The organism is Nonomuraea sp. NPDC052116 (genome assembly GCF_040680035.1).
Lineage (GTDB): Bacteria > Actinomycetota > Actinomycetes > Streptosporangiales > Streptosporangiaceae > Nonomuraea > Nonomuraea angiospora_A.
In genome coordinates, this window is sequence record NZ_JBFAWA010000014.1 from 167,686 (window position 1) to 181,354 (window position 13,669).

A 13,669-nucleotide genomic window follows, 5' to 3' on the forward strand; every position below is an offset into this window, starting at 1 on the left:
CTCTGCGGAAGTCCGAAAAATCAGATGTCGAGCCACAGTTCTAGGGCGGGCCGTGTTTCCTTGGTGTTAGCCCAACCGTGCAGCTACGACTTCCGCCCCGTAATCGCGCAACACGGCGGCACCACCGCCTCCCCGGCGAAGTCGGTGACCTTGCTGGCGGGGACCTCCTGCCCACCGCCCTCACATGATCACGGGACACGCTCTAATGGCCGGACGAGGCAAGGGGGAAGGTGGTGCGCCCTTCGCCGGTGCGCGGCTCCGCCTGCCAGAAGAGCCGGTGGATCTCCGCGGCGTTGGTCAGCGGGTGGTGCTGGAACGTTCCGGCCCGGCGGACGTGCTTCCCGCGGGCCGAGATGGCCAGGCTGATGGACAGGGGTGCGACGAGGGCGTTGCCGTATCGCAGCCACTCCTCGGCCTTGTCGGTACGTCCGGCGGCGCGGTAGTCGCGGGCCACCCGCCGGCAGATGTCCGCCGGGATGGTGCCGAAGAAGTAGTCGCCGTGACAGGGAACCGGCCCGATGGCGATCTCGGGCAGAACCTGCCGGACCCGCTGCAGGAGCTGGTTGCCCTCATGGAGGGCGTTCCGGTTCACCAGCAGGATGCCCAGCTGCAGGTTGGCCCGGGCGTATCGGTCGGCGCAGGGACCCGCGACGCAGAGCGCGTCCGCGGCCTCCCACAGCGCGGCGCCGCGAGGGCCGAACCAGTCGCGCATGCGCTCGTGGGTGAGGCTCTTCTTCTCGCCGATGGCGGTCAGCGCCGCGTAGGTGGCCTCTTGCTCCACCGGCTGCGGCAGTTCCAGCAGCGGCTGGGGGCGCGCGGGGACGGTCTCGGTCGGCTCGCGGGGGCGGCTCTCCGCAGCCGGCCAGTTGTCCGGGACGAGGTCGGGCGTGCGGCCGTCCCACTGCTTCATGACCTGGTCGAGGAGCAGGTCGGCCAGTGAGTCCGGCGAGGAGCCGGTCGCCGGCACGGTCAGGCTCTCCAGCGGGGACACCGGGACCGACACCATCACCGCGCCGCCGTCGGCGCCGTCGCCGTCACGGGTCTTCGGCGGGGGCTGCGCAGGCGGGCCGGCGGCGGGCGGGCTGGGGCTGGAAGGACCGCCCGGGCCGGGGACGGGGTCAGGCTGATCGCGGGCCGCCGGTGCCTCCGGCGCCTCCAGCAGGGCCGAATAGTGCTGGTGCCACGCCATTTTGCTGCCGAGCACGACTTCGGGGTCCAGGCCGGTGTTCTCCACGTACCGCCGGCACGCGGTGAAGAACTCCGCCGCCCACCTCCAGCGGGGCGGGTTCTTGCGCGCGCCGGTCAGCACGTTCTGCACGGCGGTTTTGCTCAGCCGCCGCCCTGACAGTCTGACAATTTCACCATATGACGGATTTCCGGCCTTTTGTCGAAGTGCGACCAGCGCCGCCACGCAACGGGCCGCCGGCGTCGCGGCCGGAGGGATTTCACGCATGGGCGATCTGCACCGCCAATCCTGATCGCCATTGAAGGAGGAAGTGCGGCTCCGATTCTTCCGTATCGGCGCAGAGCCGAATGCCCTACGCGTTTCCCCCGTCTAGCACCGGATCATCTCGGAACGGTCTTAACCTGGGCGTTTATCGTGGAGTCGGCCTCGCGACGGAGGCGTTCCAGAACGATCCGGAACGATGTGGAACAGCGTGCGAGCCCCAGGAGAGGTAGCGGTCCGAAACGATCCGGAACGATCCCTTTTCCGATCGCCTGTGCCTCATGTGATAGGAAAGGGCTTTCCGATATCAGCTCGTTCCGAATCGGTCTGTTCCGGTCTTCCTGATCGTCACGACGGTGACGGGCGTCGAGCATGGGATGGTGAACATCACCCGTCTCGCCTTACGGCGGTCGCACGGCCTGTGACGCACCGGCGTCACCGGTCTCGCACGCAGCCCTGACCTGGCCCGAAGCCGCCGAAGTCACGGCAACTGCGACTTGACCGCACCGGGGGCGAGAGATCCCCGCGAATCCTTCGCATGAAGCCGGTTTCCACAGGTGGGCCAATCGATGTCGAGCAATGGAGAAACTCGGGCATCTGGTAGCTCAACGGTCACTCAAGGTGAGACGCTTCGGACTGTGGCGATTTGGTTGCGAACGTTGGGACCGCGGGGTTAGGTGTGACTCGACAGACTCCGGAACGGCGACCCGGACCTGGAAAGGGGTGGCAACCGGCCACCACTTCTGCGCGACGGTCGGGGTAACCGAAAGGAGACATGTCACGGCTCGCTGCTGGATACCGTCCCATGTGTCACAAATGAGGCGGAATGTCCGAAGCGGGCCTTTTCTCGTTGTCAGACGAAATCGTCTGACGAAAAGGTTGAAAGGAGAACGATGCCGGAAACGCCCCCCGAATCTGGCTCGGGCCGCGAGCCCGAGCCGGTAAGCCCCGAGACGCCACCACCCTCCACCTGGATCGGGGAGGTGGCGCGGATGGTCCGGGATGTAGTTGACAGTACCCCCCGGACCATCCGCCTGTGCATCGTCATCGCGGTTGCCGCCGCGGCGTGGTTCCTCATCAAGTAACCACTTGATGCACCGGTGATGCAGGCCCCAGGCTAAGTCGCCACCCGAGACCAGATGCCCGGTTTAGCAAGATCGCGGGCTTCTTGTCCACAAAAGTGGCGACTTGTCCTGGGGCCTTTGCGTGCCGTTCACCCATGGCGTACGGGAGAAGGATCCTTGCCCCGCCGCCAACGGACAAACATTCCGCCGTGATCGCACAGCGTACGATGCGCCGTCGCCGGTCCCCAACCCTCCCCGGCAATTTGCTGAAATTCGCAAATGCACATGCATCTGAGATGTGCAGGACGGTGATCAGCGTCCGGGACCTTCGGCGCACACCGATGCGAACAGGGAGCGATCAACCAAGAAGCCGACATCCCACAACATCACCGTCGTGCCCTTGCCCGCCCCGCTCACCGGCGTGCGCCCGTCGGGGCTGAAGGCCGGCTGGTAGACCGGCCCCTTGTGACCGCTGAGGGGGGAGCGGCCCTGCGCGTGCCGTTCGCGACCACCAGGGCCCGCGATCCCAAGATGTGCCCGCCGTTCGCGGCCGACAGGGCTCGCGCCCTGATCCGGCCGGCAACCAGGGCGGCCCGGCGGCGGGCTCAGCCGCCCGGGAGTTCCGGAGGCTTGTGGCCGTCCCGTAACGCCGACTCGATCTGCCTGGCCAGGGTGAGCGTCTGCGCCGGGCTCAGCGCCCGCAGGCCAGTGGCGGTTACCTGCACCTCGGGCCCGTCCTTGCGCTGCTTCACGGTGATCTTCACATCGGTCCTGCGGTACCGCAGCCAGGCGATCACCATGCTCGCCACGGCCGCCACCACCTCCGGCGCGTCGGCCAGCACCTGTACCGCCTCGGCCACCGGCCCCAGCGCCCCGTCGGGAGGCGGCTTCTCGATCAGCCGGAGCGCGGCGCGCAGCTCGGGCTCCCGGCGCAACCAGGCATACAGGTCCCGCACCTCGACCTGCGAGTCCGGCGAATCCGGCGAGCCAGTTGAGCCAGTTGAGTCAGGTGAGGCCGCCACCAGCAGCGCGCCCCAGTCACCGCCGTCAGGTCGTTGCGCCATCATGGCCCCTTCCAGGCTCGCGTGCGCGGCCCCCGCACCACGACCGGTATCCGGATATCGCCCCGCCCGGCCGCATCGCTACGGGCGGACGGAGGCGCATGACGGTCCAGCAAGCAGCCTCACTTGCGATGCCACACACTGTGCACCGTTATAACCTTCCGCGTCAAGACTCCGCCATTGGGGAGGAATTGGCTGTTGACCGCCCGCTTCAGGGTGACGTATAGGTTATAACCATCCCCCCGACAAGGCAGGACTGCGATGAATGAATCCGTGCCTGAGCTCCGCCCGACCATGACGCCTTCCCGGCGCGCGTTCGGCATGCTCGCCATCGGCGGCCTGGCCGCCACCCTGATCCCACCCGCCCCCGCCGCGGCCCAGGTCGCGCTGGACGTGCCCTGGGGCGGTCCGCTCGCCCCCGACCTGCCGCTGGCCAAGGCCTATGACACCGCGGCCAGGGCCCTGGCGGAGGTGGACGACAATCCGGTCATCCGCTGGCAGTACCGGGTGTGGTGCCAGACCGGCTACCGCAGCCCGAGGGACGCGGGCACCGGCCAGCCCATCGACCGGCCCGTCGATCCGGCCAAGGACCTCGTCTCACCGACGGGCTTCCTGTACTCGGAGTACTCCAAGCCGATGCCCGCGGGCGGCGTGCAGTTCATGGACAACGCCTGGTACTTCGGCACCGACCACACCGGCCTGGTGATCGTCCGCACCCCGGACGGGCTGATCATGTTAGACGCCCTCACCACTCCGCAGGACATGCAGAGCCAGTTCCTCGACCAGGCCGCCGCCGCGGGCCTCGACCCCAGGGACATCCGCTACGTCTTCCTCGGCCACCGCCACGCCGACCACATCGGCGGCGCGAACCTGCTCCGCGACAACCATGCGCGCCGGGCCAAGTTCGTCATGGGGCGGAGGGATGCCGACGCCGTCGCGAAGGACCTGGCCGAGCTGCGGGCACACCGCCACGAGTACACCGAGGAGGAGTACCGGGCCCGCCTGGCGCGCCTCCCCAGCCGGATCGACATCACGGTCGAGGCCACTCCCGGCCACACCGTCGGGATGAGACGCATCCGGATCGGCCGGCGCACGGAGGCCGTCGCCATCCTCGCCCCCGGCCACACCGAAGGGCAGATGCACGTCATCGTCCCCGTCGTCCACCGGGGAGAGACCCACAAGCTCCTGGTCTGGAGCGGCAACGACAACGCCGACGTCGCCGCCCAGTACGCCGTCTCCGCAGACTACGTCCAGGGCCTGGCCGGTCTGGAGGGCGCGGACACCTTCATCAACACCCACGCCTACCAGGGCGGCATCTTCGGCCACCTACGCGCCCTCAAGGCGAACCCCGCGGCGCCCAACCCGATGATCATGGGCAGATCCGGGGTCCAGCGGCACATCGAGATCTTCGGCCACGCTCACCGCGCGCTCGCGCAGCGGTTGATCGACGGCACGTGGAAGCGGATGTAGCCGGATGCCGGCTGGGCCACCCGCCTGCGAGCGAGGTGGCCAGCCGGCGTGTCAGAGTCGGCCACCCGCCTGCGAGCGAGGTGGCCAGCCGGCGTGCCAGGGTCGGTCACCCGCCCGCGGTGCGAGGTGGCCGAGCCGGCGTGTCAGAGGTCGGCCACCCGCTCGCGAGCGCCGGTCTGTCAGGGTTCCGCGCGCCGGTCGATGCCGAGCGTGGCGATGAGATCTTCGTGGAGCTCGAACCAGACCCGATGGCAGGAGTCGACGTCGGTGCGGTCGACCCAGGCGCCCTCCCCGGCTCGGGCGCGCGCCAACGCCGCGGTGAACCGGGTGTCGTATCCGCGGAACCGGGTCAGGACGCTCCCGAGCCGGTCCGCGAGCGGCGCGAGTGCGCGGTCGATGCCGCCGAGCTCGTAGAGGATCCGGGCGTCCCAGGCGAAATCGGAGTGATCGTTGGGGGCGAGCCGGTCGCCGTCAGTGGGCCGGAGCTGCCAGTCGGTGCAGGCCCGCAGCAGGAGGGCGTTCAGTGGGAGGAACTCGCGGTAGACGTCATGGACCTCGTCGGCGCCGCCGACACCGGCGAGTTCGGCAGCGAGCTGGCGCTCGTTCTCGGCCCGGCCCGCTTCCGTCAATGACCAGCCCCCGGAGCCGGCGAAGGCGGTGTGCTGAACCCAGCCACGAGCCTCGGCGTCGTACAGCATCTCTTTCGTCTCGGCCGCGTCGAGCCCGTACCGGCGAGCGATCACCGGGGTGTCCGCGTACCCGGTGATGCGTACGGAGTGCAGGGCCAGGAGGCCGAGCGACGAGTCCCGCGTCACGAGCCGTCCTCCTGTCGTGCCGTCAGGCGGTTGTAGTGCTGCTGGCACGCCTGCGGCGAGTTGAACCCCATCGCGTGCGCCATCTGCGCCCAGGTCAGCCCCGCGCTCCGGGCCATGAACAGCAGGCCGGACTCGAGTCCTTCGACCTCGGCGCGCGCGGCGGGCAGGAGGGCGAGCGCACTCAGCACGTCCTCCGGGCCCAGGTCGGCGTGCCGCCAGACGGCGAACTGCACGAGGTCGACCGCCGACGGCGGGGCGGGCGGGGGCCGCCACGGGCGGGCGTCGAGCGCGTCCGCGCCCAAACTCAGAAGCCGCTTACTCGCGTCCTGCTCACGTCGGGCCTGGACGTGGTCGGCGTCCCCGGTGTGAACGATGTCGTCCTTGCGTACCATGCGACCGATGATGCAGAATCAACGAAACGTTGTCAATATTTTGTTGAAGGGCAGGACGCGTGATCGTACCCTTGGTGGAGGCTGTCCCCGGCACGTGCGGGGGCAAGGCCGGCGCGCTCGGCGCGCTGCTCCGCGCGGGTCTGCCGGTTCCCGACGGCTTCGTCGTGTCGTACGACGCTTACCTCGCCGCCGTCCGTGACCTGCACCTCGACGGGCCGGACGATCCTGACGCGATGCGGCCGGCGATCGAGGCCCGCCCGGTCCACGCCTCCGTGATCGACGCGCTGGGACGCGCACTCGACGAGCTCGGCGATCCGCCCGTCGCGGTGAGATCATCGGCGGCGAACGAGGACACCGGCCAGGCCTCGGCGGCAGGCCAGCACGAGAGCTTCCTCGCCGTGCGCGGGGCCGGCGAGGTCGCCGACGCCGTACGTGCCTGCTGGGCCTCGCTCTTCTCGCCACGAGCCATCGACTATCGACGCGACGACCGGCACGACGACCGGCACGACGACCGGCCCTCGGACGATCTGGCGATGGCCGTCATCGTCCAGCGCCATCTGGATGCCGAGGTGTCCGGGGTCATGTTCACCCCCGCGGACCCGAACGGCGCAACCGAGATCGAGGCGTCCTGGGGCCTCGGCCCCAGCGTCGTCGGGGGCACGGTCACCCCCGACGCCTACCGCGTCGCCCAGGATGGGTCGGTCACCCGTACCATCGCCGACAAACGGACCCGCCTTGACCGGCGCGGCCGGCAGCTCGTCGTCAGCGACGTGCCCGCCTCCGCCCGGGACCGGCCGGCGATCGACGACGCGACCGCCACGCGGCTCGCCCGGCTGGGCGAAGAGATCGCCGCCCTACGCGGTGGACCGCAGGACATCGAGTGGGCCATCGCCGACGGCCGCACCTGGGTGCTGCAGGCCCGGCCGGTCACGGCCGCGCTCCCACCGCCTCCCGGCACCTCGGACACCCCGGCCGGCGCCCTCACCGGAACACCGGGCAGCCGCGGGACCGTGACCGGCACCGCGAGGATCGTCCGCGGTCCCGGCGACTTCGCGCGCATCCACCCGGGCGACATCCTCGTCTGCCCCTTCACCGACCCGGCGTGGACGCCGCTGCTGCGCATCGCCGCCGGCGTCGTCACCGAGACCGGAGGCGTGCTCTCGCACGCCGCGATCGTCGCCCGCGAGCTCGGCATCCCCGCCGTCCTCGGCGTCCCGGACGCGACGGGCAGGCTCCACGACGGCACCGTCATCACCATCGACGGCAGCACCGGCGCCGTCACGGCGACGGAAGCGTGACCGTTCACTTCATGGAAAGGAGACGGGCACCGCGCCCTCACCGCTCATGGCAACGCGACACCTCTACCTGGCACGCCACGGCGCGGCCGACGCGTTCGGGAAGCTCACCGACGTCGGGCACCGGCAGGCGAGCCTGCTGGGTGAACGGCTCGCCGGCATCCCGGTCGACGCCGTGTGGCACTCCCCGCTGCCACGCGCCACGGCGAGCGCGCACGAACTCGCCCGGCACCTGCCGAACGTCCCCGTGACCGAGGCCGCCGAACTCATCGACCACGTGCCCTACGTTCCCGGCGCGGCCGAGACACCCCGGTCCTGGGCGGGCTTCTTCGACGGCTACGACGAGGCCGAGGCGGCCTCCGGCCACAGGCTCGCCGGGGCCCTGGTCGCCCGGTTCGCGAAGGTCCCCGATCACGAGCCCGACACCCACGAGGTCCTGGTGACGCACGCCTACCCGATCGCGTGGCTGGTCCGGCACGCGCTGGACGCGCCGCCGTCCCGGTGGCTCGGGCTGAACAGCGCCAACACCGCGCTGACGGTCATCGAGTACCGCGACGGCCTGCCGCCCACGATCGTGATGTTCAACGACATGAGCCACCTCCCGCCCGGCCTGCGCTGGACCGGGTTCCCCGACAGCGTGCGGCCGTAACGGTCACGACGGGAGGCGCGGGCCTCGGCGGGCGCGCTCATGTAGTGCCTGATCGGCAGCAGCAGCCGGAAGGTGTCCCCCTCGTGCCGCACCATCGAGTGGTCCACCAGGTCCGACAGCAGTGCCGCGCCCGATCGGCCCGGCAGGTCGGCGACCGCCTCTTCGGCGTCGGCCAGGGTGAAGGGGCCGGACAGGGCCGTCACGGTCCGGGCGGAGTTTGCCGTTTCAGGATTCCTGTCCCGAGTCAGGGCCCCGGGCTCACGTCGCGGGCAGGTTGACGGTCATCCACATGGGCCGGTGATCGGAGGACGCGACCGGAGATCCCGGCACGCCGCAGGTGTGCGCGATGCCCGGCTGGGTGAACAGGTAGTCCAGCTTCACGGTCGCGTCGTTGTCGTGCGGGGTGGTCGTGTAGTACGTCCCGGGACCGGTACGCGGGGAGGACTGGTCGGCCTGCGCACACTCGACGAACGCGTTGTAGAGGGGAGTGAGACCACCGGAGGCGGCGCTTCCGGGCGGTGTCCTGTTGAGGTCCCCGCCGAAGATCACCCGGAATCGGGACGGCCAGACGAACTCCTGGTAGGCCGTGACCTGCTGGGCGCGGATGCTGCCGGTGGAGTCCTCACCGCCGTTGCTGAAGTGCGCGTTGCAGAGCTTCACCTGCCAAGACTCGACGGTGGCGCACACGGCCACCCGCCATTCGGTGCCCTCGACGGAGGGCAGGTAGTTGATCCCGTACCAGGTGTTCTCCTCGGGCACGGCGATCGCGATGCCGTAGTCGCCGCGGCCGCGGACGCACTGCTTGTCGGGCGCGGCCGCCGGGTCGGCGCCCCGCTTGATCTTGATGGGCGCGAAGCGCACGTCCCATCCGCTGCCGTAGTGCTCCTCGAGCTCGCGTTCGAGCGGCTTGGCGAAGGAGCTGCAGAACTCCTGGATGATGGCCGCGTCCATGGGGGCGCCGTGACCGAGCATGTGCCATCTGATGGCCGCGATCAGCCCGTCCGGGTCCTCGTAGTACTGGCAGTCGCCGTTGTTCCCGCACACGTTCCACGTCATGATCTTGATGGTCCGCGCCGGGACGGCGGCCTGCGCGGGCACGCCTCCTGCCGCCATGAGTCCGGCCGTGAGCGCCAGTGCCGCCATGACGGCGCCGAACAGGCGTGAACGCGTCATCGAGAGTCCTTCCGTTGCTGCGTGATCCGTGATGACGGTTCAGATGCGTCAGCAAGCCGACCGGTTCTTGATCTCGCTCTCGGCGAACGCGCCGGTGGCCGCCGCGCTTGACCCTGACATCGTGTGAGGCGGCACGGTATGGCCATGGATGTCACCTATATCGGCTCCGGGCCGTACTGCTACTCCAACTCCCTCGCGATGCTCCTCGGTGACGAGGCGCCGCCTCCGGCCGTGATCGAGGTCCTGACGGGCTCCCCCTACGGAATGGAGCTGATCGGCGGGCGCCTTCCGCTGTTCGACCCGTTCGGCTGGGATCCCGAGATCGGGCTCGACGACGCGATCGGACTGCTCGGCTGGGAGTGCGAGCGCGCGGACGGGGGAACGGCCGCGGCGGCGCTCGACCGGCTGCGCCGGGCCTGCCAGGACGGCCCGGTGCTCGCCGGGCCGCTCGAGCTCGGTCTGCTGTCGTTCCAGCCGGGGTCGGGCAAGGCGATCGGCGCCGACCACTACGTGGTGGTGCTGGAGGTGGACGACGACACCGTGCTCATGCACGACCCGGAGGGCTACCCGTACGCCACGCTGCACGCCGACGCCTTTACCGAGGCGTGGCGCGGGGAGCTGATCACCTACCTGAATCGGCCGTTCCGGATGCGGTACGGGTTCACCCGGCGGGAGGTGGTCACCCCGGAGGAGGCGCTGCGCCGCTCGCTGCCCGCCGGGGCGGCCTGGCTGGCCGGGCGGACGGACGTGGAGGTCCCGCCCGGCACGCTGGGGCAGGCGGAAGCCGCCGAGCGCACCGCCCGGCTGGTCGAGGAAGGGCTGGATCCCGAGATCAGGCAGTTGTGGCAGGCGTTCGCGGTACGGGTGGGCGCCCGTCGCCTCAACGACCTCGCCGCCTGCCTGTCATCCCTCGGCCTCGACGCGGCCGCGGCCGTCGCCGCGGAGCAGGCCCGCCTCGTCGGAGGACTGCAGGGTCCGGTCGTGTCGGGCGACGACGTGGCGCTCGCGGCCGGCCTGCGCCGCTTGGCTCCGACGTACGAACGGCTGCGCGCCGCCCTGATCGCCGGCGAGGGGACGTCCTCCTGAACTACTGCTGCGGTCCCGTCATCCACGACCGGAGCTTGTCGGGGTTGCGTACCGCCCAGATGTGCTTGATCCGGTCGTCCGCGATGTCGAACGCCATCACCGCCATGATGGCGCCGTCCTGCAGGGCGATCAGGCCGGGCCGGCCGTTGACCGTGCGCTCCAGGAGCGTCAGGTTGCGGAGCCTGCCGGTGAAATGGACCAGCGGGCGTACGATCTGCTCCGCGCCCTGGACCGGGTGCAGCACGGCGCTGACGATGCCGCCGCCGTCGGCGATGGCCGTGGCGTCGGGATCGAGGAGGTCGATGAGGGCCTTGATGTCCTTGGCCTCCCACGCCTGCTTGAAGTTCCTGACGATGCCGGCCTGCCGGGACGCCGGCGTCGCGGGGGCCTGCGAGGCGCCGATGCGGCGGCGGGCCGAGGAGGCCAGCTGGCGGCAGGCCGCCGGGGTGCGGCCGACGATCTCGGCCACTTCGGCGAAGGAGTAGCGGAAGACGTCGTGCAGGATGAACGCGACGCGCTCGGCCGGGGTCATCGACTCCAGCACGACCAGGAAGGCCATGTTGACCGACTCGTCGAGGGTGACGCGGTCGGCCGGGTCGGCGGTGATGCCGGCCGATCGCCCGTTGATCCACTCCGTGGGTTCGGGTAGCGGCTCGGGGATCCATTCGCCCACGTAGGTCTCGCGCCGGGCCCGTGCCGAGGAGAGCACGTTGAGGCAGACGCGGCTGGCGACCTTGGTCAACCAGGCGCCGGGAACCGCGATGGCGTCCTGCTCCTGCCGGGACATGGCGTACCAGCGGGCGTAGGTCTCCTGGACGACGTCCTCGGCATCGGCCAGGGAGCCGAGCAGCCGGTACGCCAGGTTGATCAGCTGGCGCCGCTCGCTCATGATCGCGCTCAGGCCCGGGTCGAGCCGGCCGCCTCCTGGCTCGGACTGGAAGGTCATGGTGTCGCCGGCTCCCTCGGTCGCGTTCCGCTCTCACCACTCCGACAAGACAGCGCGGTGAACTGTGAGGTTGGCGCGTCGCCTCACATTCCGAGGGGTTGTGTTGTCGGTTCGGTGAGATCGAGAAGGGAAACCTCGCCATGTCCGAAAACCCCACCCTCACCAAGGTCATCGTCATCGGCGGCGGTTACGCCGGAACACTCGCGGCCAACCATCTGCGGATACGCGACGACGTCGGCATCACCGTGGTCAATCCCCGCCCGGAGTTCGTCGAACGGGTCCGGCTGCACCAGTTCGCGGCCGGCACCAGGGACGCCACGGTGGACTACGGCACGCTGCTCGGCGACGGCATCCGGTTGGTCGTCGACAGCGCCACGCGCATCGACACCACCACCCGTACCGTACGGCTGGAGTCGGGCGGCGCGCTGGACTACGACTACGTCATCTACGCCGTCGGCAGCACCGGGGCGATACCGTCCTCGGTGCCCGGGGCGGCCGAGTTCGCGTTCGACATCGCCGAGTACGAGCCCGCGCAGCGGCTGCGTGCCAGGCTGGAGGAGCTGCCCCTCGATGCTCCGATCACCGTGGTCGGCGGCGGGTTGACCGGCATCGAGACGGCCGCCGAGCTGGCCGAGCAAGGACGCGCGGTCACGCTGGTGTGCGGCCGGGCCCTGGCGCCGTCCTTCGGCGCGCCCGCGCGCCGGGCCGTGGCCACGTGGCTGTCCCGGCACCGTGTCACGGTGCTCGAGGACGGCATGGTGTGCGAGGTCCGGCCGGACGCGGTCGTCTTCACCGACAGTGGGGTACGTGCGAGCGCGCTGACCATCTGGGCGGGCGGTTTCGGCGTCCCGCGGTTGGCGGCCGCGAGCGGGCTGCGCACCGACGCGCTCGGCCGGCTGCTCACCGACGAGACGCTAACCAGCGTCGACGACGATCGCATCGTGGCGACCGGGGACGCCGCCGCGCCGTCCGGCCAACCGCTGCGGATGAGCTGCTACGCCGCCGGCCCGCTCGGGGCGCAGGCCGCCGACACCGTGCTGAGCCGCATCGCCGGGACCGAACCGGCGGTGATCAGCCTGGCCTTCTCGGGCGCGTGTGTCAGCCTCGGCCGGCACACCGGCATCCGACAGATCGCCCGCAAGGACGACACCGCGGTGAACCTCTACGTCGGCGGCCGCATGGGCGCGACGATCAAGGAGGTGACCTGCAACTTCGCGGTGAAGAGGATCCGCCGCGAGGCCCGCAAACCGGGTTCCCTCTTCTGGGTGAAGGGCGGCCCGCGTCCCGAGCAGCCTTATGGGGCCGAGCTGCCCAACAGGTGATCCGCCCGTTCCGTGCGCAGGTGAAGCGCGGTTCGGCCCTTGCGCTGCGTCGAGACGAGACCCGCCCCTCGCAGCGCGCCCAGGTGTTGCGAGACGGCGCTGGGGGTGATGCCCAGGCGGGCGGCCAGGGCCGCGGTCGTCCGGGGTTCGGCCAGGGCGGCGAGCAGCGCCGTCCTCGTGTGCCCCAGCACCGGGGCCAGGCCCGCCAGCGCCGGCGGGGGCGGCTCCCAGAGCAGGCCGACGCCCACCGCCGGATAACGGATCGACGCGGCGGCGACGGGGGACTTGTCGACGCCCACGTTCGGCCAGTTGAAGACGCTGGGCAGCAGGACCAGGCCCTGCCCACCGGTGTCCACCGTGTAGACGGCGTGCGAGGTGCGCCGGCCGTGCACCACCAGCTGGCCGCCGTCCCAGGCGATGTCCCGGTGCAGCTCGGCGAACAGCGCCTGTACCCCGCCGTCCACCAGGGTGAGCGCCCGCCTGGCGACGTCGGCTTCCAGCACCGCCCGCATCCGGCCCCACTGCGGAGCGATCAGCAGCTCGTGGCACCGGTGGAGCGCCTGCGCCAGCCGCGGCAGCACCGTTGCCGGCTCGGGGACCTCCTCGACCGGCATGCCCAGCACCGCTCCGTACTCGCGCCGGAAGAAGGGCTCTTCCGTGGCCCGCAGCAGCTCCAGCTCCCTGGCCATCGACGGCAGCCGCTCCTGCGGCACCGGGAACAGGAACGACGGCATCGGTCCCGCGACGAGCGCCCGCAGCAGCGGCAGCTCGCGCTCGTCCGCGATCAGCGGACGTGCCCCGCGCACCCAGGGCCGGTGCACCGCGTGCCCGCCCGTGCCCAGCAGGATCCGGAGTGCGAGCACCGTCTCCCCCAGCGGCGAGACGGCGAACCGCACCCTGGCCACCGACGCCGCGGTGAACCTGATCTCGACCGCCATCCGTCCCACCC

At 70.7% G+C, this 13,669-nt stretch carries 12 protein-coding genes; 5 read left to right on the forward strand and 7 right to left on the reverse strand.

All coding sequences use genetic code 11. The features are described 5' to 3' along the window. Positions 1-202: 202 nt before the first annotated feature. Complete coding sequence (locus tag AB0L65_RS26895; protein WP_364250213.1) at positions 203-1,318, reverse strand: hypothetical protein; 1,116 nt, start codon at positions 1,316-1,318, stop codon at positions 203-205. Positions 1,319-3,116: 1,798 nt separating this feature from the next. Beyond that, the gene (locus tag AB0L65_RS26900; RefSeq protein ID WP_364250216.1) at positions 3,117-3,578 is read right to left on the reverse strand and encodes a hypothetical protein; all 462 of its coding nucleotides are present in this window, start codon (positions 3,576-3,578) and stop codon (positions 3,117-3,119) included. A 267-nt stretch (positions 3,579-3,845) separates the two neighbouring features. On the opposite strand from AB0L65_RS26900, the gene AB0L65_RS26905 reads away from it, so the two are divergent. Next, positions 3,846-5,042, forward strand: coding sequence for an MBL fold metallo-hydrolase (locus AB0L65_RS26905; protein WP_364250219.1), 1,197 nt, complete (start codon positions 3,846-3,848; stop codon positions 5,040-5,042). Between the two features lie 179 nt (positions 5,043-5,221). Here the strand turns inward: AB0L65_RS26905 and AB0L65_RS26910 are convergent, their stop codons facing one another. Together AB0L65_RS26910 and AB0L65_RS26915 are read right to left on the reverse strand one after the other, a co-directional pair. Next, positions 5,222-5,857, reverse strand: a complete 636-nt coding sequence (locus tag AB0L65_RS26910) for a transcriptional regulator (protein ID WP_364250222.1) — start codon at positions 5,855-5,857, stop codon at positions 5,222-5,224. Then, the gene (locus AB0L65_RS26915; protein WP_364250225.1) at positions 5,854-6,249 is read right to left on the reverse strand and encodes a DNA-binding protein; all 396 of its coding nucleotides are present in this window, start codon (positions 6,247-6,249) and stop codon (positions 5,854-5,856) included. Before AB0L65_RS26915 ends, AB0L65_RS26910 begins: the two co-directional genes overlap by 4 nt. 59 nt (positions 6,250-6,308) lie before the next feature. Here AB0L65_RS26915 and AB0L65_RS26920 point away from each other — a divergent pair, with 59 nt between their 5' ends. Beyond that, entirely contained in the window at positions 6,309-7,547 is a 1,239-nt protein-coding gene (locus tag AB0L65_RS26920; protein WP_364250228.1) for a PEP/pyruvate-binding domain-containing protein, read from the forward strand. A gap of 46 nt (positions 7,548-7,593) precedes the next feature. Continuing rightward, positions 7,594-8,193: a histidine phosphatase family protein gene (locus tag AB0L65_RS26925; RefSeq protein ID WP_364250231.1), complete on the forward strand. Its 600-nt coding sequence runs from the start codon at positions 7,594-7,596 to the stop codon at positions 8,191-8,193. Positions 8,194-8,451: 258 nt separating this feature from the next. On the opposite strand, the gene AB0L65_RS26930 is transcribed toward AB0L65_RS26925, so the two are convergent. Next, entirely contained in the window at positions 8,452-9,366 is a 915-nt protein-coding gene (locus tag AB0L65_RS26930; protein ID WP_364250233.1) for an endonuclease/exonuclease/phosphatase family protein, read from the reverse strand. Between the two features lie 144 nt (positions 9,367-9,510). Between AB0L65_RS26930 and AB0L65_RS26935 the strand changes: the two genes are divergently transcribed. Beyond that, on the forward strand, positions 9,511-10,452 hold the full coding sequence (locus AB0L65_RS26935; RefSeq protein ID WP_364250235.1) for a hypothetical protein: 942 nt from the start codon (positions 9,511-9,513) through the stop codon (positions 10,450-10,452). 1 nt (position 10,453) lies between these two features. Here AB0L65_RS26935 and sigJ read toward each other — a convergent pair whose 3' ends face one another. Further along, complete coding sequence (sigJ, locus tag AB0L65_RS26940) at positions 10,454-11,398, reverse strand: RNA polymerase sigma factor SigJ (protein ID WP_364250238.1); 945 nt, start codon at positions 11,396-11,398, stop codon at positions 10,454-10,456. 140 nt (positions 11,399-11,538) lie between these two features. Here sigJ and AB0L65_RS26945 point away from each other — a divergent pair, with 140 nt between their 5' ends. Next, a complete protein-coding gene (locus AB0L65_RS26945) occupies positions 11,539-12,720 on the forward strand; it encodes an FAD-dependent oxidoreductase (RefSeq protein WP_364250241.1) in 1,182 nt (393 codons plus the stop codon). Here AB0L65_RS26945 and AB0L65_RS26950 read toward each other — a convergent pair. Further along, complete coding sequence (locus AB0L65_RS26950; protein ID WP_364250244.1) at positions 12,693-13,658, reverse strand: DUF5937 family protein; 966 nt, start codon at positions 13,656-13,658, stop codon at positions 12,693-12,695. The two genes, AB0L65_RS26945 and AB0L65_RS26950, sit on opposite strands and share 28 nt — an antisense overlap. Between the last annotated feature and the right edge of the window lie 11 nt (positions 13,659-13,669).

Excerpts from the sequence above, each read along its gene's own strand:
- AB0L65_RS26950 (WP_364250244.1), bottom strand. The coding sequence starts at position 13,658 with ATGGCGGTCGAGATCAGGTTCACCGCGGCGTCGGTGGCCAGGGTGCGG.
- AB0L65_RS26915 (WP_364250225.1), bottom strand. The coding sequence starts at position 6,249 with ATGGTACGCAAGGACGACATCGTTCACACCGGGGACGCCGACCACGTC.
- AB0L65_RS26935 (WP_364250235.1), top strand. The coding sequence starts at position 9,511 with ATGGATGTCACCTATATCGGCTCCGGGCCGTACTGCTACTCCAACTCC.
- AB0L65_RS26925 (WP_364250231.1), top strand. The coding sequence starts at position 7,594 with ATGGCAACGCGACACCTCTACCTGGCACGCCACGGCGCGGCCGACGCG.
- AB0L65_RS26945 (WP_364250241.1), top strand. The coding sequence starts at position 11,539 with ATGTCCGAAAACCCCACCCTCACCAAGGTCATCGTCATCGGCGGCGGT.
- sigJ (WP_364250238.1), bottom strand. The coding sequence starts at position 11,398 with ATGACCTTCCAGTCCGAGCCAGGAGGCGGCCGGCTCGACCCGGGCCTG.
- AB0L65_RS26900 (WP_364250216.1), bottom strand. The coding sequence starts at position 3,578 with ATGATGGCGCAACGACCTGACGGCGGTGACTGGGGCGCGCTGCTGGTG.
- AB0L65_RS26930 (WP_364250233.1), bottom strand. The coding sequence starts at position 9,366 with ATGACGCGTTCACGCCTGTTCGGCGCCGTCATGGCGGCACTGGCGCTC.